Here is a 20,001-nt window from a genome sequence, read left to right on the forward strand (position 1 = left end):
GACAGGGAGCACAGCCCGTGAGCCAGAACGACGACTACCGGATCAACATCACCGGGAACGTCTCCGGTCAGGTCGGCAGCGGCCGGAACGTCCACCAGACGCAGAACGTCGGGGCGGCGCGGGCCGACGAGGTCACGGCCGCGCTGGACCGGCTGGAGGACCTGCTGCGGCGGCACGCCGACCGGCTCGCCGAGGCCGACCGCGCCACCCGCGACGTGGAGGCCCTCCGCCGGGAGCTCCAGGAGCCCGACCCCGACCCCGAGGCCCTGCGCGACACCACCGGCCGCCTGGCCCGCCGCGTGGCGGGCGTCACGGTCCTGGTGGAGGCGGTGAACGGCCTCACCGCGCTGCTCGGACTGGGCGGCTGACCGGTCAGATGTCGCTCTCGGAGCGGGACGGCAGGTCATGCTCGGCCGCCACCGAGTTCCAGTAGCCGATGAACTCCTGCTTGGCGCTGGTCGCGCGGTGGTCGTCGGGCAGCGGCGTGGCCGGGCAGCCCTCCGACCGGCGGATCCGGCTGGACTCCGCCGACGCCTCCAGCGCCCGGACCAGCGCGCTCCGCATCTGCGGGCCGCTGGGGAGCTTGTCGAACGCCATCGACCGCGCCCGGTCCAGCTGCGACTGCCGCTGCGCGGCGATCCGCCCCAGCCCCGAGCGGTCGCACTCGGCGACGATCGGCTGGAGCTGGGAACGGGTCGAGGTCATCTCGCTGAGCAGCCGGTCCACCGCGCGGGCCTGCTGGGCCGCGTCGCCGGACGCCGTCGTGGGCGTCGTGCCGTCGGGGGGCGTCCCGGTGTCGTCCCCGGTCGGGGTCTGGGAGGTCTGCTGCGGCTGCGGTCCGGCGCCCGACCCGTTCCGGTCGTCGCCCGAGGGCCACACCACGATCAGCGTCGCGACCGCCGCCAGCGCGACCGCCCCCACGGCGATCAGCAGGTAGAGCTTGACGTCGCGGCGCCGGGTCTGCTGCGGCGGCTGCCAGATCGGCGGCTCGTCCCACGGCTCGGGCGACAGCGAGATCGACGTCTCGCCGGGGTCCCCGGACGGCGGGGGCGGCGGGGTGTTCCAGCCGGGCGGGTCCTGCGGCGGAGCCGACCACGGCGGCGGGAGGGGCTGGCCCTCGTTCGGGTCGCGCCGGGTCGCCTCCTCGCCGGACGCGCCGCCCAGCGGGGTGTTGCACCGGGTACAGCGCGGCAACGCCGGGGTCGTGTCGCTACCGCATCCGGGGCACCGCATAACAACCCCTATCCGTGAGGTATCAACGACCACAAGATACTGCGCGGTGCTCGGTCAAGGACGGCCCACGCCCCGGTCGCAATCCGGTTGTGATCGGACGCGCTGCGGTACCGGCCCTGATCAGATGGCGGACCAGGGCCGCTTGGGCAGGCCGTTGCGGGTGGCGACCGGGTTCCACATGGCCACGAACCGCTGCTTGGACACCGTCGCCTGGCGTTCGGCCCGGGCCCGGCCGGGCGCCTGGGCCGCCGCCGGGCGCGGCTTGCCCTTGCACTTGGCCCGGTTGCGCTGCGCCCACGCCAGCAGGGCCCGGTCCACGTCCAGCGACGCCTGGAACGACTGCCGCAGCGTCAGGCGCAGGCGCTCGCCGTTCGGCAGCTTGTCCACCTTCAGCGTCTGGGTGGCGCGGAGCTGGGCCTGCCGCCGCTGCGCGACCTGCTGGAACCCGGTGATCGCCTGGGGCAGGGTCTTGCAGGCGCGGGCCGCCGCGAGCCCGCCGACCAGGGCGCGGCGGGCGTCGCCGCTGGCGTCCAGCACCGAGTCGACCTTCTCGGCCTGCTCGCGCTCCAGGCTCTTGCTGTTGTTGACCTGCTTGCTGGGCGGGTCGGTGGCCTGCGGCCGGGTGGCGGTCCCCTTCTCGTCGCCGGGCCACATGACCACGCCGACGGTGACGGCCGCGACCAGCACCAGCGCCCCGACCCCGATGATCATCGGCTTGCCCGCCCGGCCGCCGGGGGCCGGCGGCGGGGGCGGGTAGGCGCCCTGGTCGCCCGGCGTCCCGAACGGCTGCTGCGGCCCGCCGAACCCCGGCTGCGGTCCGAACCCCGGCTGCGGTCCGAACCCCGGCCCCTGCGGCGCGCCGAACCCCGGCTGCGGGCCGGCGTCCAGCCGCTGCGTCTGCGGGAACCCGTGCTGTGGCTGCGTGGCGGGCGTCGGGGAGACCTGCGTCGCGTCGCCGCCCGGCACGGACGCGCGGCCGAAGTGGTCCTCCCGCGGCGGGGCGGGCGGCGGCGTCCAGCGCTCCGGACCGGGCTCGGGCTCGGGCCGCGGGCGGCGCGGCTTGGCGTACCACGACTCGGGAACGATCTCCTCGACCGGCACCGGCGGGGGCGGCGGGGCCCACGAGGGCGGCGGGGGCGGCGGCGCGGCCTCCGGCACCGCCTCGTACCCGCCCGACGGCTCGTCGGGGTCGAACGCCCACGGCGCCGTGGACTCGGAGTTCCCGCCGTCCTCCCCGTCGCCCTCGCGGGCCGGGGCCTGCGGCGGCGCCGGGGAGGGCGGGGGCTCGGCCGCCCAGGAGGGCGTCGGCGGCGGCACCATCATGGTCTTCTCTTCCACGATCTGCGCCGGGGCCGGGTTCCGCGGCGGATGCGGCGCCGGGCCCTGCGGCGGCGTCACCATCGTCTTCTCGCCGAGATCCGGCGCCCCCTCGGCGACCGGCGCGCCCAGCGGGACGTTCAGCGGAGAGTCGCAGCTTGCACATCTGTCGAGCGTTCCGGGCGTGTGGGAACCGCACGTCGGACACTGCATCGCTCAGAAACCTCGCCTCGTCGCCGCTACCGTCGTCCGGGCCCGCCCGGAGGCGGGGGACCGCTCTCCCGGCGCATGAACCGCCAGGGACCCCGACAAAGTACTGCGTGACACCGCTCTCGGGTGTCTCGATGAGAAGTTCGCGACCCTCGCGCACGCCGCGACCGGTCTCGCACCGAACCATGACCCCGCCCCGCGGGTCAAGATCGCGCCATCTGGTTTACCACGCCCCCGTGTGATCCTCGTCGCATCCCGGCGCCCCGGGCCGGGCGCCCGGCAGGCCCGCCGCCCACCCGGAGGGAAGATCCGGGACCCCGCCCCGACCTGGGCCGGTGAACGGCTAGGCTCGGAACGATCTGAGGCGATCCCCAGGCTCACAACCGGAAAGACGGAGGCAATGAGCGATCTTCCGCTGCGTTCGCAGCTCGCCGTCGCGCTCGGTCGTACGGCCGCGAAGATGTCCCGGCTGGCGGGCAAGGGCGACGGTTCGGTGATCGGAGGCCGGATCGGCCTGCGCCTCGACCCCGAGCTGCTGACCCGGCTGGCCAAGGACCGCAAGCTGGTGCTGGTCAGCGCCACCAACGGCAAGACCACCACCACGCGGCTGATCACCTCGGCGATGACGCCGCTGGGCGAGGTCGCCACCAACGCGTTCGGCGCGAACATGCCGACCGGCCACGTGTCGGCGCTGGCCTCCGCCCCGAGCGCGCAGTACGGCGTGCTGGAGTGCGACGAGAAGTACGTGCCGCAGGTGCTGCGCGAGACCGGCGCGAGCCTGGTCGCGCTGATGAACCTCAGCCGCGACCAGATGGACCGCGCCGCCGAGATCTGGCAGCTGGCGGGCAAGTGGCGGCGGGCGCTGGCCGAGTCCCCCGGCACCCACGTGATCGCCAACTGCGACGACCCGCTGGTGACCTGGGGCGCGTCCACCGCGTCCGGCGTCATCTGGGTCGCCGCCGGGCAGCACTGGCGCGAGGACTCCTGGTGCTGCCCCGAGTGCGGTGGCCCGCTGGACCGCCAGGAGGGCGAGGAGAACAGCGACTGGGCGTGCCGCCAGTGCCACTTCCGGCGGCCCACCCCGCAGTGGGCGCTGCACGGCGACCACGTGGTGGACCCGCACGGCCGCCAGATCCCGCTGGGCGGGATCCAGCTGCCCGGCCGCGCCAACCGCTCCAACGCCGCCATCGCGCTGGCCGTCGTCGCGCAGTTCGGCGTCCCGCCCGAGCAGGCGCTGCCGCTGCTGGCGCAGGTGAAGTCGGTCGCGGGCCGGTACACCACCGTCGAGCACCAGGGCCGCACGCTGCGGCTGCTGCTGTCGAAGAACCCGGCGGGCTGGCTGGAGGCGTTCGACGTGCTGCAGCCCGCGCCCGGCCCGGTCGCCCTGGCGGTCAACGCGCAGGGCCCCGACGGCCGCGACACCTCCTGGCTGTGGGACGTGGACTACCGCATCCTGCGGGGCCGCCCGGTCTTCGTGTCCGGGGAGCGCCGCATCGACCTGGCCGCCCGGCTGGAGGCCGCCGACGTCCAGTTCACCGTGGTGGACGACTTCGAGCAGGCCGTGATGTCGGTGCCGCCGGGCCATCTGGACGTGATCGCCAACTACACCGCCTTCCAGGACATCCGAACGAGGTACGGCCGTGTCGTCTGACCGCATCAAGATCGTCTGGATCTACCCGGACCTGCTGTCCACCTACGGCGACCAGGGCAACACGATCGTCCTGGAGCGCCGCGCCCAGCTACGCGGGATCGCCACCGAGACCGTCCACCTGCGGTCCGACGAGCCGGTGCCGCCGGACGGCGACGTGTACCTGCTCGGCGGCGGCGAGGACCGCCCGCAGATCCTGGCCGCCCAGCGGCTGCGCAACGACGGCGGCCTGCACCGCGCGGTGCAGAACGGCGCGACCGTCTTCGCGGTGTGCGCGGGCTACCAGATCCTCGGCCACGAGTTCGGCGGCGAGGAGGGGCAGCCCGTGCCCGGTCTCGGCCTGCTGGACATCCGCAGCTACCGGGGGCAGAACCGGGCCGTCGGCGAGGTCGTCTCCGAGGTGGCGTCCGAGCTGAACGTCCCGCGCGTCACCGGCTTCGAGAACCACATGGGCGCCACCGCCATCGGCCCGAACGCCCGCCCGTTCTCCAAGGTCCTGTCCGGCGTCGGCAACGGCGACGGCCAGGGTTTCGAGGGCGCCTACCAGGGCCGCATCCTCGGCACCTACATGCACGGCCCGGCGCTGGTCCGCAACCCGGCCCTCGCCGACCTGGTGCTGAGCTGGGCGCTGGGACGCGAGCTGCCGCCGCTGCCCCCGTCCTGGTCCGAGCGGCTGCGCGAGGAGCGCCTGTCGGCCGTCCTGCCGGCGGCCAACGGCCAGCCCTGACGTCCGGCGCCGCCTGACGCCCCGTGCGTCAGGCGGCGGTCTCGGCGGTCTCCTCCCGGTGCTTGCGCCCACCGCGGCACCGGCCGTGCGCCTTCTCCTCCGGATGCGCGCGCACCCGCCACAGGCTCGCGGCCGTCGTGGCCGCCAGCACCAGCAGGATCACGCCCAGCGACACCGGGGTGGGGATCTCGGGGACGCTCTTGGACACGTTCTCGTGCGCGAACGCCATGATCAGCTTCACGCCGATGAACGCCAGGATCAGCGCCAGCCCGACCGACAGGTAGACCAGGCGTTCCAGCAGCCCCTCGATCAGGAAGAACAGGGCCCGCAGCCCCAGCAGCGCGAACGCGTTGGCCGCGAACACGATGAACGCCGACTCGGTCACCCCGTACACGGCCGGGATGGAGTCCAGCGCGAACAGGATGTCGGTGCTGCCGATGGTCAGGAAGACCAGCAGCAGCGGCGTGGCGACCCGCCTGCCGTCCTCGTGCGCGAGCAGCCTGCCGCCGTGGAAGTCCCCGCTGACCGGGAACAGCTTCCGCGCCCGCCGCACCAGCCAGTTCTCACCGACCTCGGGCTCGTCGTTGCGGTGCCGGACGAGCTGCAACGCCGTCCACAGCAGGATCAGCCCGAAGATCACGAAGGTGAACGAGAACAGGCTGATCGCCGCCGCCCCGATCGCGATGAACACCGCCCGCAGCACCAGCGCGGCCAGGATGCCGAACAGCAGCACCCGCTCCTGGAACTCCGGCGGCACCGAGAACCGCGACATGATGATCAGGAAGACGAAGAGGTTGTCGACCGACAGGCTCTTCTCGACCACCCACCCCGCGAAGTACTCGGTCCCGGCCTGCCCGCCGACCACGACCCACAGCGCGACGCCGAACAGCAGCGCGATCCCCACGTAGAGGACCGACCAGAAGGTCGCCTCCCGAAGCCCCACCGCATGCGGCCGCCCCACGGCGACGAACAGGTCGAACGCGAACATCGCGATCACCAGGCCGATCGTCGCCCACCACACCCACACCGGAATCTCGACCACGCGTCACTCTCCCCAAGGATTCGGAGGCGTGACAGCCTTTGTTTCCGCTCTCGGGGCTTCAAACCGGAACGCGCGGCGACCCCGGCTCAGTAGACGAGCGCCTGGGCGTCCTCGGCGGTGATCTCCTCGACGAACGTCGGCGCGCCCGCGATCCGCACGCCCGGGATCACGTCGTCGGGGCCGATGTCCCGGCGGGCCGCGCACTGGGTGCACAACGTCACGGTGCCGCCCGACAGCACCACCGCCAGCAGGTCCTCCAGCGGCGTCGCGTGCGGCAGCTCGAACTCCTTGGCCCGGCCCGGCAGCGCGTACCAGGCCGCCTCGCCGGTCAGCCACAACGACACCGGCACCCCGCTCGCGATCCCGGCCGCCGCCACGGTGAACGCCTGGTTGCACCGTTCCGGACCGTCCGCGCCCGCCGTCACCTTGATCACCAAAGACCTCGCCATACCCCGCACCCTACGGCCTCGCGCCCGCCGCGCCCCGCGGGCGGGACCGCTAGGCTGCCGTGCCGTGGGCGGAATGGTGAGCGCGGGAGCACTGGTCCTCATCCTCGGGCTGACGGCGGTCGGGACGGCGCTGCTGGTGGTGCGGTTGTCCCGGCTCAAGTAGGCCCCGGGCGTCGCTACGCTCTGTCCTCATGGAGCCTGAGCTGCACCCCGATCTGAAGCCGCTGGAATTCCTGCTGGGCACGTGGAAGGGCGCCGGGGTCGGCGACTACCCGACCATCGAGGCGTTCAACTTCGGCCAGGAGGTCTCCTTCACCCACAACGGCAAACCGTTCCTGATCTACTCCAGCCGGAGCTGGCTGATCGAGAAGGACGGCTCGGTGGGCCGCCCGCTGGGCACCGAGACCGGGTACTGGCGGCCGCAGCCCGACAACGCGCTGGAGGTCACCCTCGCGCACCCCACCGGCATCGTGGAGATCTACCTCGGGCGGGTCGCGTTCCACCGCATCGACCTGCAGACCGACGTGGTGGCCCGCACCGCCACGGCCAAGGAGGTCACCGCGGGCACCCGCATGTACGGGCTGCTGCCGGAGGAGAACGGCGCGCGCGACCTCGGCTGGGTCTACGAGATGGCGGCCATGGGCCAGGACCTCCAGCCGCACCTGTCGGCGAGGCTGAAGAAGGTCGACTGAGCACGTCGGGAGAAGGGAAAGGTCCCCGGACCTTCCCGCATGGGCGGGTGATGGGAGGACTACCCATCGGTCCGGGGACCCGGTGTCTGCCTGGTAATCGCCGGTCGCGTCGCGACCGGTTCGCCTACCCCTGAAGGCGGCTAGCTCGCCCGCAGGAACGGTAGGGCCGAGGCGTGACGGCGACCTAGCGGACAGCCACCTCGCAAGTCCTACTGTCACTCATAAGTTAGGACCACCTCCTTTCCTGCGTAGCCGCAAGTTATGCGACCCCCGTGGGGGAAGGCAAGCGGAATTTCGGAGGGGCCCCCGGTGAGCTCGGGCACATACACTTCCGGCATGGCTGAGACGTGGCAGGAGGAGCTGCGGGCGAAGGGGTACCGGGTCACGCCGCAGCGCCAGCTGGTCCTGGAGGCCGTGACCAACCTGGAGCACGCGACCCCCGAGGAGATCTGCACCGAGGTGCAGCGCACCGCCCGGGGCGTCAACATCTCCACCGTCTACCGCACCCTGGAGCTCCTGGAGGAGCTGGGGCTGGTCAAGCACGCCCACCTCGGCCACGGCCCGCCCAACTACCACCTGGCCGAGGACGCCGAGCACATCCACCTGGTGTGCCGCGAGTGCGGCCGGGCCGAGGACGCCGACCCCGCCGTCGCCGAGGGCCTGGCGGAGCGGCTGCGGGAGGGGTTCGGGTTCGAGACCGACGTGCACCACCTCACCGTCTACGGACGCTGCCGGGAGTGCCGTTCCTGATCGGGTCGTAGTGTGGAGGCCATGGAGAGCCCGCTGTTGCAGTCGCGGGGCGCCGTCGCCGCCGACGCGCCCGACCAGGAGATCGCCGCCCACTACGGGGAGCCGATGCACGAGCAGCGCGCCCTGGAGGCGGGCGAGGCGTTCGTGGACCGGAGCAACCGGGGTGTGATCCGGGTGGACGGCCCGGACCGCCTGCGCTGGTTGCACAGCCTGGTCAGCCAGCACCTGGAGGGGCTGCGGCCGGACGAGCCCACCCAGGCGCTGCTGCTCAGCCCGAACGGCCACATCGAGCACCACATGCACCTGGTGGACGACGGCGAGGCCGTGTGGATGCACGTGGAGCCCGGGACCGCCCCGGAGCTGGCGGGGTTCCTGGACCGCATGCGGTTCATGCTGCGGGTCGAGGTCCACGACCTGAGCGGCGAGTACGCCGTGGTGACCGGGCCGGGGGAGGGCGTGGCGACGTTCCCGGACGTGGCGGGCGCCGTGACCCGGATCGTGCCGCGCGACGGACTGGCCCCCGGGGACCTGCGCCCGGCGGGGATCTGGGCGTACGAGGCGCTGCGGATCGCCGCGCGCGTCCCCCGGTTCGGGCTGGACACCGACCACCGGACCATCCCGCACGAGGCCGGGCTGATCGGCACGGCCGTCCATCTGAACAAGGGCTGCTACCGGGGCCAGGAGACCGTCGCCCGCGTCCACAACCTGGGCCGCCCGCCGCGCCGCCTGGTGATGCTGCACCTGGACGGCAGCGTGGACCGGCTGCCCGCGCACGGCGACCCCGTCGAGATCCCCGGGGGGCGCGCGGTCGGGTTCGTCGGGTCGGCGGCCCGCCACCACGAGCTCGGCCCGGTCGCGCTCGCGCTGGTCAAGCGGAACGTCCCGGTGGACGCCGACCTGCTGGCGGGCGGGGTGGCCGCCGCGCAGGAGGTCGTGGTCTCCCCGGACACCGGCGCCAACGCCCAGATCGATCTTCGACGGACCGCCGCGAACCGGGCGTAAAACCCCGGCGGCGGGGGCAAAATCGTCTGGCATGGGGGGCGTTCATCCGCCGCAGGGGAAGGTGGGACCCGGCCATGGCGACGAACCTGGGGAACGAGGGGCCTCCGCTCGCCAGGAAGAGCCTCATGGGCAGGAGACGCCGCCGCCGGCGGGAGTCGGCGCTCGTGTGGTGGATCGGGTTCGCCGTGCTGGTCGCGGCGACCGTCCACCTCCGCTCGTGGGTGCTGGCGCTGCTGACGCTCACCCTGTGGTGCCTGTACGAGTTCGTGTTCGTGCCGACGCTGTGCCGGGTGGTGCCGCGCAAGGGGCACGCGTGCCCGGAGCCCGCGCGGGGCCGCCTGTTCGCCTGCGAGCCGCACCACCAGCAGCTCAAGAACGACGCGCTGTGGCGGATGGCGCTGCTGAGCAACCCGTTCCGCAAGCCGTCCCGCCCCGACCCCAACCGCGAGACCGGGACGGTCGTCGCGGCGGGGAAGAAGGGGCGGGCGACGCTGACGCTGTGGCCGGACCGGCTGCTGATCATCGCCGCGGCGGTGGGGACGCTGGCGGCCGTCGCCGGGATGCTCTACCGGCTGTGAGCACCGCCGGTGAGCCGCGGCCCCTCCGGGCGGCCGCGCGTGCGGGCGGCGCGCCTCAGAGCTCCAGGACCAGGGTGATGGGGCCGTCGTTGACCAGGGAGACCTTCATGTCCGCCCCGAAGATCCCGGTCTCGACCTTCGCGCCCAGCGCCCGCAGCTCCGCCACCACGGCGTCGACCAGCGGCTCGGCGACCGGGCCGGGCGCCGCGGCGGTCCAGGACGGGCGGCGGCCCTTGCGGGCGTCGCCGTAGAGCGTGAACTGGCTGATCACGAGCAGCGGGGCGTTCAGGTCCGAGCAGGACCTCTCGTCCGCCAGGATCCGCAGCCCCCACAGCTTGGCGGCGAGCCTGCGGGCCTGCTCGGGGGTGTCCTCGTGGGTCACCCCGACCAGGACGCACAGCCCCGGACCCTCGATCGCCCCGACCACGCGACCGTCGACGGTCACGCTCGCCTCGCTCACCCGCTGGACTACTGCTCGCATGACCCTGCATTCTGCCTGGTATGGGAGCAACGACGCTCATTACGGTGGCGCCCACCGGCGCCGAGTCCGCGAAGGCCGACGTCCCGGCGCTGCCGGTGACCCTCGACGAGCTGGTGAAGACCGCTCAGGAGTGCGAGGCGGCCGGGGCGGCGGTCATCCATGTCCACATCCGCGACGACGACGCGCGGCCGACCCTGGATCCGGCGCGGCTGCGCGACACGGTCCAGGCGCTCCGTGAGGGAACGGGGCTGATCGTCCAGCTCTCGACCGGCGGCGCGGTCACCGACCCCTACGAGGACCGGCTGCGGGTGCTGGAGGCCGAGCCCGACGGTTGCTCGCTGACCTGCGGGACGGTCAACTTCGGCGACGAGGTGTTCATGAACCCGTGGCCGTTCATGGCGGAGCTGTACCAGAGGACGCAGGACCTCGGGGTGGTCCCGGAGTTCGAGCTGTTCGACCTGGGGCAGGTCGCCGCGCTGCACCGCCTGCTGGACCGGTACGGGCCGCCGTTCGGCGGGCGCGTCCACTGCGACCTGGTCATGGGCGTTCCCGGCGGCATGCCCGGCGACGCCCGGACCCTGGTGGCGGCCGTGGAGGCGCTGCCGGAAGGGGCGTCCTGGTCGGCGACGGGAGTGGGTCGCACCTCGCTGCCGGTGCTGTTCGCGGCGCTGTCGGCGGGCGGGCACCTGCGGGTGGGCATGGAGGACACCCTCACCTACGCCAAAGGGCAGCCGGTGAGCTCCAACGCGCAACTGGTCGAGCGCGCCGCCGCCCTGGCCCGCTTCGCCCAGCGCCCGCCGATGACCCCGGAGGAGGCCCGCGCGTTCCTGGGGATCAAGGCACGCTGATCTGAGGGATTTCCTCTCCTCCGTCCCGATTATCCTGGTGCGGGATCTGACAACGGCGTCGTCGGGGGGAAGAGTTGAGCGCTGCTCCGGTGCTGGTCGAGGTGGAACGCTCCGGCTTCGTGGAGTCGCGGCACCGCGGCTCGGCGGTGGGCCTGGCCGCCGACGGAACGGTGGCGGTGACCGCCGGGACCCCCGACGAACCGATCTTCCCCCGGTCGGCGAACAAGCCGATGCAGGCCGTCGCCATGGTCCGCAACGGCCTGCCCCTCGACGGCGAGCTGCTGGCCATCGCGGCGGGCAGCCACTCCGGCGAGGACTTCCACGTCGAGGGGGCCGAACGCATCCTGGCCTCGGTCGGGCTGTCGGCCGCCGACCTGCGGTGCCCGGCCCAGTGGCCGCTGGACCAGGAGGTCGCCCTGGCGGTGGCCCGCACCGGCGAGGACCGGTCCCGCCTGCGCATGAACTGCTCGGGCAAGCACGCCGCGATGCTCGCCACCTGCGTCGCGGCGGGCTGGTCCACCGCGGACTACCTCGACCCCGGCCATCCGCTCCAGGTGGCCTCCCGCGAGGCCGTCGAGGGGCTGGCGGGCGAGAAGGTGGCCGCCACGGGCGTCGACGGCTGCGGCGCCCCGCTGTTCGCGGTCTCCGCGACGGGCGTGGCCCGCGCGTTCCGCGCCCTGGTCACGGCGGTTCCCGGCACTCCGGAGCGCCGGGTGGCCGACGCGATGCGCGCCCATCCGGCGTGGACCTCGGGGACCCGCCGCGAGGAGCGCCGCCTGATGGACGCGGTCCCGGGCCTGCTGGTGAAGTGCGGCGCGGAGGGCGTGGACGCGTTCGCCCACCGGGACGGCCGGGCGGGCGTCATCAAGATCGACGACGGTGCCATGCGGGCCCGCACCCCGGTGACGGTCGCGCTGATCCGGGCCCTCGGCGTCGAGGCGGCGGACGAGGCGGTCCTGACCGAGCTCGCGACGGTGCCGCTGTACGGCGGCGAGGCGCGGGTCGGGGAGATCCGCGTCGCCCCGGACGCGTTCCCAGAGGCGTTCTGAGAGGCGTTCCGGCCCCTCTACCCCGGGGGCGGCGTGCGGCGCTGCTCGGCCGCGATCTCGGCCGGGGAGGTCCTCGTGTGGGAGTACATGCCGGGGCGGTAGGTGTAGAAGCCGCCCTGGAGGGGGCCCCGGTGGTTGCTCTCGGCGCGGCGGGTGGTGAAGCGGTGGCCGGTCTCGGTCATGCCGACGCTGATGATGAACAGCATCGTGACCAGGGCGAAGGCGATGATCACCGGAACGAGCCAGAGTCCGAAACCCGCGCCCAGCCGCGTGTTGTCGATGGCGGCGGCCAACATGTCCATCAGATCCCCCCAAGCAGCGCGAGAACCGCACCCCGCATGGGATGAATGCCCAGTTCAGGGGGATCGATGCCTGTCGTGAGGGTTTTCCGTCAGGTCCTGGCGCGCGGGGCGGGTTCCTCCGGGGCGGGCGCGGGGGCTCCCACCGCGCGGTCGCGGCCCACCGCCAGGCCCGGCAGCAGCAGCCAGACCGCGATCGCCGTCGTCACCGCGAGCGGGACCGTCCAGCCGTGCGTGGCGTCGTGCAGCGCGCCGATCGCCAGCGGGCCGAGCGCGGCGATCACATAGCCCACGCCCTGCGCCATCCCGGACAGCTGCGCGGCGATCTGGGCGTCGTGGGCGCGCATCCCGAGGAACGCCAGCGCCGCCGCGAAGCCCGCGCCCTGCGCGAGGCCGAGGACGACCGCCCAGCCCCAGACCGTGGCGACCGGGGCCCAGCCGATCCCGACGAAGCCGACCACCGACAGCGCCACGACCGCCGCCACCAGGGGGCGCTGGTCGGCGAAGCGCCGGGCCACCACCGGCACCGCCAGCGAGCCCACGGCCTGCATCAGGCTCGACAGCGCCAGCACGTACCCGGCCGACGCCTCGTCCAGGCCCCGGTCCTGCGCGATCGTCGGCAGCCAGCCGATGACGACGTAGGCCAGCAGCGACTGCGTGCCCATGAACGCCGTCACCTGCCACGCCAGCTTCGACGTCCACACCGCGCGGCGCACCTCGGAGCCCGGCCTGGCCACGGTGGTGGAACGGTCCATTCCCGGTCGGCGGTCCCCGCGGCGCGCCCGCAGCAGCGCCGGGAGCCAGGCCAGCGCCGCCAGGGCCGCCGGAACGGCCAGCAGCGCCAGCGGCAACCGCCAGGTCCCGTCCAGCAGCTTCTCCACCGGCACCGCGAAGCCCGAGGACGCCGCCGCGCCGACCGTGACCGCCACCGAGTAGAGGGCCGTCACGGCGGGGATGGCGGCGGGATGGTCCCGCTTGATGATCGCGGGCATCGCGATGTTGCCGATGCTGATCGCGACACCGGCGACCAGCGACCCGGCGAACAGCGCGGCCGGCGCGTCCAGCAGCCGCAGCAGCAGCGCCGCCACCAGCAGCGTCATGCCGGTGACCAGCAGCGTCTCGCTGCGCGGGGGACGCCGCAGGAACGGCGCGAGCAGCCCGTAGGCCCCGAAGCACACCAGCGGCAGCGTGGTCAGCGCCCCGGCGGCGGTGCCGGACAGCCCGAAGTCGCCGCGGATCTCGGTCAGCAGCGGGCCGACGGCGGTGATCGCGGGGCGCAGGTTCAGCGCGACCAGGACGATCAGCGCCAGGCCCAGCAGGTGGCGGCGGCGCTCGCTCACTCGGCCTCCTCGGGCATCAGGGCGTCCAGGGCCGCCAGGGTGGGTTCGACGATCGCGGCGGCGGCGCGGGCGGCGGCGTCGGGGTCGCGGGCGGCCAGGGCGTCCAGCACCGCCCGGTGGGCCCGCTGGCTGGCCTCGGGCAGCTCGCGGTCCAGGCGCAGCGCGGCCATCGCCTCGCCGAGGCGGCGCTGGAAGAACCGGCTGGCCTCGACCAGCAGCGGGTTGCGGGTGGCCTCGATCACGCCGACGTGGAAGCGGGCGTCGGCCTCGCCGAACGCGGCGGCGTCGGGCGCGGCGCGCCGGTCCTCCAGGAACCCGGCCAGGCGCTCCAGGTCGGCGTCGGTGCGGCGGCGCGCGGCCAGCCGGGCGGCCTGCACGTCGTAGGCGAGCTGCACCTCGAACACGTCGCGCAGGCTGGCGCGCTGGACGTGGCGCAGCAGCGGCCGGGGGTCGGCGCCGCTGCGCACGTAGGTGCCGTCGCCCCGGCGCACCTCCAGCACGCCGACGTGGGCGAGCGCGCGGATCGCCTCGCGGACGGCGGGACGGCTCACTCCGAGCCGCGCCGCCAGGTCCAGCTCGCCGGGGATGCGGTCACCGACCCGCCACGCGCCGTCGCTGACCTCCGCCTGGAGCTGGTCGAGCACCGCCTCGACGGTGGATCCCCCCGGAACGGGACGCAGGGCCACGGGCCACCTCGCTGGTCGAAGAGAGGACAGATGTCAGACATCTTACCGCGCGCGGGTGCCCGGATCCTTTCCGATGACCGCAGGAGGGGGTGGCGGCCATCGGAAAGGTCGCCCAGGGCCTCAGCCCCGGTCCGTGGAGCCGGGGCGGCCCGCCTTGCGCTGACCGGGGTCGCCCTCGACGACCCCGCCGTGCACCGGTCCGCGCGCCGAGCCCGGGTCGGGCTCCCCGCGGTGGATGCGCTTGCGCGAGGCGTGGCGGGTCAGGGCGATCCAGGTGACGATGACGGCGGCCACCACGATCGGCGCGAGCCACAGCCAGTAGTTCATCCCGGTGGGCGAGGACTCGGCGAGGACAGGGCCTGCGATGAACATGGGTGACACCTCCTGCCGGGCTCGTACCCGACAGGAGGCGTTCAACCCCGCGGGGCGGCGCGCGCCGCCTCACCCGCGCGTCACAGGCCCCGCGACTGGGAGATCGCCCCCGAGGTGGCCAGCGTGAACGTGCGCATCGACTCGGCGAAGTTCGACAGGTCCCACTCGGCCGGGCCCTCGTACCAGTAGAGGTTGTCGGCGCCCTCGGCGCGCTCCCCGGCGTCCTTGACGACCTCGGCCCACTTGGGCACCACGCCGAACACCACCGCGTACGGCAGGAACCGCGAGAACAGCGCGATGCGCTGCTGCGACGGCAGCTCCCCGCCGGACACCTCACCGCGCTCCAGGAACGCCCGGAACCCGATCGTGTGCGCCAGCACCGTGGAGCCGCGCGCGGTCTTGGCCGGCATGTACTGGCCCGCGTACGCCATCGCCGCCCCCGCGATGATCACCGCGAGCCCGGCCAGCGCCAGGTCGGTGGTGAGCGCGAGCGCGACCGTGCCGAGCACGCCGAGCCCGGTCAGCACCAGCCCGAGGACCGTCCAGCGGGACCGCACGGTGTCGGGCCGCCGCGCGAACCAGCCCTGCTCCACCACGTCGTCGTACATCGCCGACCGCACCCGCGCGAGCTGCGTGGCGAACGTCCCGCCCAGCTCCGACAGCTTCACCGACGGGCGCGGCGCGCCGTCCGGGGCGGTGAACAGCGCCTCCAGCAGCAGCCGCTCGTAGGTCAGCAGGTCGTCGTTCCCGGCGGGCCGGTCGAGGCGGACCAGCGTCCAGTCCAGCCGGCCGGTGACGTTGCGGTCCTCCTCGTCGATCAGCAGGTGGCCGCGCACCGCCAGGTCCACGATGGTGGCGGTGACGTCGATGACGTCGGCCTGCTCGTCGATCAGCGTGCCGATCTGGCCGGGGCGCACCCCGTCCGGCGGTTCGAAGTGGTCGCCCGCCACCGGCGCGTGGTCGCCCTCGGCGGCCTTCTTCCCCACCACCCGCGCGTCCCGGCCGCGCAGCAGGTAGATCCCGACGAACCCGCCGAGCAGCAGCAGGACCAGGCCGAGCAGCGCGCCGACGGTGATGCCGTTGACGGAGAACGCGGTGGCGACGGTGTGCCGCCGCTCGGTGATCGGCTTGCCGCCGGTCGAGGCCGGGGGCAGCCCCGCCACCACCGTCAGGTACTCCTCCGGCAGCAGCTGCTGCTGCACGAACAGGCCCTGCGTGCGCACGTGCCCCATGGAGAACTGGGTGCAGCCGACCGCGCTCTCCAGCGGCCCGGCGAAGCAGTTGACGCTGCGGATCGCGGTGCCCGCGTTGACGGTGACGCGCGCCTCGTCGACCGGGACCTGCCAGCCACCCGCCGCGGGCCACTGCAGCTCCTCGCCCGAGCCGACCGGGGCGACCGCCCCGCGCACGTCGTACTCCAGGACGACGGTGTGCCGCCCGGACGTGGCGCCGCCGCTGACCGTGACGGTGGTCCGGGTGTCCTGCTCCCCGCCGACCGTCACCTTCGTCGGGCCGCCGTCGGGGCTGGAGGCGCGCACGTTCTCCAGCCGGAACACCCGGTCGCGGGTGATGCTCTCGTGTCGCCTGGTCACGAACGTCCGCTCCAGCGAGCCGGAGCCGCCCGAGAAGTCGTAGGACACGGTCTCGCGGACGCGCGCGACACCGCCGGGGCCGAGGGTCAGGGCGACCTCGTCCTTGAGGACCCGTTCGGCGGCCCGGAGCGACGGCGCCCGGTCCGGGGCGTGGTCCGCGGCGCGGGCCGGGGTCGCCAGGGCGAACGGGAGGAGCACGGAGGAGATGGCGAGGGAAGCGGTCAGGGGCCGCAGCAGGCCCGACAACGCCGCATAGCCAGACATGGCCGCAAATCGTAGCGGCAAGCCGTGGGATGATTGCTCGCTATGGCAGGTCAACACCCCTCACCGGCCCGGACGCCCGCTCCGCCGCCCGGCCTGCCCACCGGGGGTCAGCACTCTTCGCAGCCACGCTATCACCACGTGCCATCACGCCGTCCGCCGCGCCGCAGCGCCGGGGGGACGGTCGCCGGCGTCGTCGGCGGCCTGGCCGCGCTGGGGGTGCTGGGGGCGCTGGTGATGGCGCTGTTCACCGGGAACGAGGGCGGCACGACGCGGGCCGGCGGCCAGGCGCCGCCGAACGTGAGCCGCGAGACCGCGACCGCCAGCCGGCTCTACACGACCGGGACGCTGGACCCCGGCGGCTGCCGCCTGCCGCGCATCGGGCCGAGCGCGGAGTCGATGCGGCGGTTCATGGACGTGCTGAGCGACTGCATGGACCGGACCTGGACGCGGCAGTTCGGCAAGGCGGAGCTGCCGTTCGCGCCGCCGAGGCGCGTGTTCTGGGAGCAGCCGGGCCGCAGCCCGTGCGGGACGTACCCGACCCAGGGCGCCTCGGCGTTCTACTGCCCGGCCAACAACACGATGTACGTGGGGCTGCGGCACATCGTGGAGACCTCCGGCGGGGAGTCGCTGGCCAACTTCGCGGTGTTCGCGCGCGTGATCGCGCACGAGTACGGCCACCACGTGCAGGACCGTTCGGGGATCCTGCTGTACGGGCAGCGGGAGATGGAGCAGGCCCGCGACGCCCTGTCGCGCGCCGAGACCAGCCGCCGCCTGGAGTTGCAGGCGCAGTGCCTGGCGGGCGCGTTCCTGGCGGCCGAGCGCGCGACGCTGCCGCTGACCCGCGCGCAGTACCAGGCGATGATCCTGGACGTGCGGGGCCGGGGCGACGAGCGCAACCCGCCCGAGGAGCGCGACCACGGTTCCGGCCGCGCCTACGCCGGATGGGTCGTCCAGGGGTTCAGGGGGCAGACCGCGGGACGGGGCCTGGCGGTCTGCAACACCTGGACCGCCGCGCCCGCCACCGTTTCATAACAGTCCGAAAAGTGCTTACCGGACCATCCGGAACTGGGGCTTGCAAGCACTTGGAATCGGCTGACATCGCATAATTCCAGCCTGTGACCGTTGTCACGGGAAGAGTGCTAGCTGAGTGCTTGCAATAGCAAGCACCCTGACGCAGGGTGGAGACATGGCAGGTTCGAAGGTCGGCTCCATCGGGGAGTACATCCGCGAGCAGCGCACCCGGGCGAAGATCTCGCTGCGCCAGCTGGCGGAGGTCTCGGGGATCTCCAACCCCTACCTGAGCCAGATCGAACGCGGACTGCGCAAGCCGAGCGCCGAGATCCTGGCCCAGATCGCCAAGGGTCTGCGGATCTCCGCCGAGGTGCTGTACGTGCAGGCCGGGATCCTGGAGGAGCGCGAATCCGACACGGACGTGCAGGCCGCCATCCGGGCCGACCTCCTCCTGACGGAGCGGCAGAAGCAGGTGTTGCTCGACATCTACGAGTCGTTCCTGAAGGAGCACCGGGAGAACGCAGCCGACGACGCGAACCCCGCACCATCCCCAGGAAAGGAAGAGGTCCAGTGACGCTTTCCAGCACCTTCCGTGACAACAAGGCCGTCTACACCATCGCCGGGGCCGGCGACCTCGCCGTCGAGAAGCTCCGCGAGCTTCCCGAGCAGGCGACCAAGGTGCAGTCCGACGTGCGCGACAACGTCGGGAAGTACCGCGTCGAGGTCCGCAAGACCGTGGACCGCTACCGCGTCCAGGCCCGCAGGAACGTGGAGAAGTACCGCGGCGAGGCCCAGGAGAACATCACCCGGCTGCAGGACCGGATCGAGGTCAAGGACCTGCCCGGCGCGGCCGTCGCCTACGCCACGCACTTCGGCACCCGCGCCGTCGAGCTGATCGACGAGCTGGCCGAGCGCGGCAAGAAGGTCGTGCACCGCACGGCCGCCGAGGTCGCCGAGTCCGCCGAGTCGGTGGCCGAGGTGACCGCCGGCGACCAGGCCAAGCCCGCCTCGGCCGCCAAGGCGACCCGCGCCCGCAAGGCCGCCGCGCAGCAGACCAAGTCGCCCGCCAGCGCCAGGAAGAACAGCTAGCGCGTGACGGCGTGACCATGGAGCGCGCCGCCGGAGGGACCCGGCCGGGAACGACCGGCCGGGTCCCGTCGTCTTCCCGGGTGGGACGGCAGTGCTCGCGGCCCCGCCGGACCTGCGCATAGGGTTGGGGGAATCGCGTGGTCACGCGGCGCGCGGCGTCGCCCGGGACGGACAGGAGCGTTGATCGACAGTGAGCGTCAGCTTCAGCGTGCTGGACTACTTCTTCTGGCTGCTGCTGATCATCGCGTTCGCCGTTGAGGCGTGGGCGCTGGTGGACAGCCTGCTCACCCCCGCCGGGGCGTACGAGGCCGCGGGCAAGCAGAGCAAGCGGCTCTGGACGATCATCCTGGTGATCTGCGCGGTGGTCGGCGGCGCGGCGGCGGCGATCCCGTTGAACGGGGCCTCGCCGATCGGCGTGCTGCTGGGCATCCTGCCGGTGGCCGCGTTCATCGGGGCGGCGATCTACCACGCCGACGTGCGCCCGGCGGTCCGGCCCTACAAGGGGCGCGGCAAGGGCGGCGGCGGGCGCTCCAACATGGGCCCCTACGGGCCCTGGTGACCCCGCGCGCGGAGAAGAGCCGATAGGACCGGACCCGGCCGCGGGCGCCACCGCGGCCGGGTCCGGCGTTCTCAGGGGGCGGGGTCGCGCATCCCGGGCACCGTGCCGAGCCCCTCCTCCACGACCGTCAGCGCGCGGTCCAGCGCCGCCCGCGCCTCGTCGGCGCCGTAGCCGTGCCGGCGGCAGTGCACGATCACCGCCTGCATCCCGCCGACCGCGATCCCGGAGGCGGCGACCGCGTCCACGTCGTCGATGCCGGGGCACAGCTCGCGCAGCCGGGTCTCGATCTCCTGCTGGACCTCGGTGATGCGCTCCAGCGCGCGGGCGCGCAGCGCGGGCCGGTCCAGGATCAGCTTCACCTGCACCGGGCCGTACTCGCCGGTCTCGGCGACCAGCGCCTCCAGCACCGCCACCACCGCGCGCCGGACCGTGCGCAGCGGCGGTTCGCCCGGCGGCCGGCCGGCCAGCAGCTCCCCGACCTCGGCGAGACGGTCGTCCACCTCGGCGAACACCACGTCCTCCTTGGACGGGAAGTACGCGAAGAACGTGCGCGGCGACACCTCGGCGGCCTCGGCGATGTCGGCGATGGTGGTCTCCTCGTAGCCGCGCTCGGCGAACAGTCGCAGCGCGGCGGCGGCGAGCGCCCGCCGGGTGCGGGCCTTCTTGCGTTCGCGCAGGCCCTGCCGGGACAGGGGCCGGGGAGAGTGATCCACGTCACGGAACCCTACCATGACTGCAAACTTGCATCTGTTGCAAAAATGCA

General features: G+C 73.6%; 24 protein-coding genes. 13 read left to right on the forward strand and 11 right to left on the reverse strand.

Features of this window, described 5'->3' with window-relative positions; genetic code table 11:
• Positions 1-17: 17 nt before the first annotated feature.
• Positions 18-368, forward strand: a complete 351-nt coding sequence (locus HNR61_RS48595) for a DUF5955 family protein (RefSeq protein ID WP_182847560.1) — start codon at positions 18-20, stop codon at positions 366-368.
• Positions 369-372: 4 nt separating this feature from the next.
• Here HNR61_RS48595 and HNR61_RS35725 read toward each other — a convergent pair whose 3' ends face one another.
• Complete coding sequence (locus HNR61_RS35725; protein WP_182847561.1) at positions 373-1,194, reverse strand: hypothetical protein; 822 nt, start codon at positions 1,192-1,194, stop codon at positions 373-375.
• A 159-nt stretch (positions 1,195-1,353) separates the two neighbouring features.
• Positions 1,354-2,763 (reverse strand): hypothetical protein, encoded by a 1,410-nt coding sequence (locus HNR61_RS35730; protein ID WP_182847562.1) that lies wholly within the window; start codon positions 2,761-2,763, stop codon positions 1,354-1,356.
• Positions 2,764-3,160: 397 nt separating this feature from the next.
• On the opposite strand from HNR61_RS35730, the gene HNR61_RS35735 reads away from it, so the two are divergent.
• Both HNR61_RS35735 and HNR61_RS35740 read left to right on the forward strand, forming a co-directional pair.
• On the forward strand, positions 3,161-4,411 hold the full coding sequence (locus HNR61_RS35735; protein WP_182847563.1) for a MurT ligase domain-containing protein: 1,251 nt from the start codon (positions 3,161-3,163) through the stop codon (positions 4,409-4,411).
• Entirely contained in the window at positions 4,401-5,135 is a 735-nt protein-coding gene (locus HNR61_RS35740) for a type 1 glutamine amidotransferase (RefSeq protein WP_182847564.1), read from the forward strand. The genes HNR61_RS35735 and HNR61_RS35740 overlap by 11 nt, the downstream gene beginning before the upstream one ends.
• Positions 5,136-5,163: 28 nt before the next feature.
• On the opposite strand, the gene HNR61_RS35745 is transcribed toward HNR61_RS35740, so the two are convergent.
• Together HNR61_RS35745 and HNR61_RS35750 are read right to left on the reverse strand one after the other, a co-directional pair.
• Positions 5,164-6,177: a TerC family protein gene (locus HNR61_RS35745; protein ID WP_182847565.1), complete on the reverse strand. Its 1,014-nt coding sequence runs from the start codon at positions 6,175-6,177 to the stop codon at positions 5,164-5,166.
• An 86-nt stretch (positions 6,178-6,263) separates the two neighbouring features.
• Positions 6,264-6,626, reverse strand: a complete 363-nt coding sequence (locus HNR61_RS35750) for a DsrE family protein (protein ID WP_182847566.1) — start codon at positions 6,624-6,626, stop codon at positions 6,264-6,266.
• A gap of 191 nt (positions 6,627-6,817) precedes the next feature.
• Here HNR61_RS35750 and HNR61_RS35755 point away from each other — a divergent pair, with 191 nt between their 5' ends.
• From HNR61_RS35755 to HNR61_RS35770, 4 genes are all read left to right on the forward strand, one after another.
• Positions 6,818-7,318, forward strand: a complete 501-nt coding sequence (locus HNR61_RS35755; RefSeq protein ID WP_067820852.1) for a heme-binding beta-barrel domain-containing protein — start codon at positions 6,818-6,820, stop codon at positions 7,316-7,318.
• A gap of 336 nt (positions 7,319-7,654) precedes the next feature.
• A complete protein-coding gene (locus tag HNR61_RS35760; protein WP_182847567.1) occupies positions 7,655-8,068 on the forward strand; it encodes a Fur family transcriptional regulator in 414 nt (137 codons plus the stop codon).
• A gap of 21 nt (positions 8,069-8,089) precedes the next feature.
• Positions 8,090-9,070 (forward strand): CAF17-like 4Fe-4S cluster assembly/insertion protein YgfZ, encoded by a 981-nt coding sequence (gene ygfZ, locus HNR61_RS35765; RefSeq protein ID WP_182847568.1) that lies wholly within the window; start codon positions 8,090-8,092, stop codon positions 9,068-9,070.
• A gap of 74 nt (positions 9,071-9,144) precedes the next feature.
• Positions 9,145-9,648, forward strand: a complete 504-nt coding sequence (locus HNR61_RS35770; protein WP_182847569.1) for a hypothetical protein — start codon at positions 9,145-9,147, stop codon at positions 9,646-9,648.
• Between the two features lie 55 nt (positions 9,649-9,703).
• Here HNR61_RS35770 and dtd read toward each other — a convergent pair whose 3' ends face one another.
• Positions 9,704-10,129, reverse strand: coding sequence for a D-aminoacyl-tRNA deacylase (dtd, locus tag HNR61_RS35775; protein WP_182847570.1), 426 nt, complete (start codon positions 10,127-10,129; stop codon positions 9,704-9,706).
• A gap of 44 nt (positions 10,130-10,173) precedes the next feature.
• Between dtd and HNR61_RS35780 the strand changes: the two genes are divergently transcribed.
• Together HNR61_RS35780 and HNR61_RS35785 are read left to right on the forward strand one after the other, a co-directional pair.
• A complete protein-coding gene (locus tag HNR61_RS35780) occupies positions 10,174-10,977 on the forward strand; it encodes a beta-keto acid cleavage family enzyme (RefSeq protein WP_312898261.1) in 804 nt (267 codons plus the stop codon).
• 74 nt (positions 10,978-11,051) lie between these two features.
• Positions 11,052-12,026, forward strand: a complete 975-nt coding sequence (locus HNR61_RS35785) for an asparaginase (protein ID WP_182847572.1) — start codon at positions 11,052-11,054, stop codon at positions 12,024-12,026.
• A gap of 17 nt (positions 12,027-12,043) precedes the next feature.
• Here the strand turns inward: HNR61_RS35785 and HNR61_RS35790 are convergent, their stop codons facing one another.
• The 5 genes from HNR61_RS35790 to HNR61_RS35810 all read right to left on the reverse strand — a co-directional run bounded on the left by HNR61_RS35790 (position 12,044) and on the right by HNR61_RS35810 (position 16,579).
• Positions 12,044-12,328, reverse strand: coding sequence for a hypothetical protein (locus tag HNR61_RS35790; RefSeq protein ID WP_182847573.1), 285 nt, complete (start codon positions 12,326-12,328; stop codon positions 12,044-12,046).
• A gap of 89 nt (positions 12,329-12,417) precedes the next feature.
• On the reverse strand, positions 12,418-13,665 hold the full coding sequence (locus HNR61_RS35795; protein ID WP_312898262.1) for an MFS transporter: 1,248 nt from the start codon (positions 13,663-13,665) through the stop codon (positions 12,418-12,420).
• The gene (locus tag HNR61_RS35800) at positions 13,662-14,351 is read right to left on the reverse strand and encodes a FadR/GntR family transcriptional regulator (protein WP_182847574.1); all 690 of its coding nucleotides are present in this window, start codon (positions 14,349-14,351) and stop codon (positions 13,662-13,664) included. The genes HNR61_RS35795 and HNR61_RS35800 overlap by 4 nt, the downstream gene beginning before the upstream one ends.
• Positions 14,352-14,471: 120 nt before the next feature.
• Entirely contained in the window at positions 14,472-14,723 is a 252-nt protein-coding gene (locus HNR61_RS35805) for a hypothetical protein (RefSeq protein ID WP_182847575.1), read from the reverse strand.
• An 80-nt stretch (positions 14,724-14,803) separates the two neighbouring features.
• Positions 14,804-16,579, reverse strand: coding sequence for a DUF2207 domain-containing protein (locus HNR61_RS35810; protein ID WP_182847576.1), 1,776 nt, complete (start codon positions 16,577-16,579; stop codon positions 14,804-14,806).
• 138 nt (positions 16,580-16,717) lie between these two features.
• On the opposite strand from HNR61_RS35810, the gene HNR61_RS35815 reads away from it, so the two are divergent.
• The 4 genes from HNR61_RS35815 to HNR61_RS35830 all read left to right on the forward strand — a co-directional run bounded on the left by HNR61_RS35815 (position 16,718) and on the right by HNR61_RS35830 (position 19,238).
• Positions 16,718-17,611, forward strand: a complete 894-nt coding sequence (locus HNR61_RS35815) for a neutral zinc metallopeptidase (protein ID WP_312898263.1) — start codon at positions 16,718-16,720, stop codon at positions 17,609-17,611.
• Positions 17,612-17,765: 154 nt separating this feature from the next.
• Positions 17,766-18,164: a helix-turn-helix domain-containing protein gene (locus HNR61_RS35820; RefSeq protein ID WP_182847578.1), complete on the forward strand. Its 399-nt coding sequence runs from the start codon at positions 17,766-17,768 to the stop codon at positions 18,162-18,164.
• Positions 18,161-18,679 carry a hypothetical protein gene (locus HNR61_RS35825; protein WP_182847579.1) on the forward strand — a complete coding sequence of 173 codons (519 nt, stop codon included), beginning with the start codon at positions 18,161-18,163 and terminating at the stop codon, positions 18,677-18,679. The genes HNR61_RS35820 and HNR61_RS35825 overlap by 4 nt, the downstream gene beginning before the upstream one ends.
• Before the next feature lie 190 nt (positions 18,680-18,869).
• Positions 18,870-19,238 carry a DUF2516 family protein gene (locus HNR61_RS35830; protein WP_245681721.1) on the forward strand — a complete coding sequence of 123 codons (369 nt, stop codon included), beginning with the start codon at positions 18,870-18,872 and terminating at the stop codon, positions 19,236-19,238.
• Positions 19,239-19,309: 71 nt separating this feature from the next.
• Here the strand turns inward: HNR61_RS35830 and HNR61_RS35835 are convergent, their stop codons facing one another.
• The gene (locus tag HNR61_RS35835) at positions 19,310-19,951 is read right to left on the reverse strand and encodes a TetR family transcriptional regulator (RefSeq protein ID WP_312898264.1); all 642 of its coding nucleotides are present in this window, start codon (positions 19,949-19,951) and stop codon (positions 19,310-19,312) included.
• Between the last annotated feature and the right edge of the window lie 50 nt (positions 19,952-20,001).

This window comes from Actinomadura kijaniata (assembly GCF_014138665.1).
GTDB lineage: Bacteria > Actinomycetota > Actinomycetes > Streptosporangiales > Streptosporangiaceae > Spirillospora > Spirillospora kijaniata.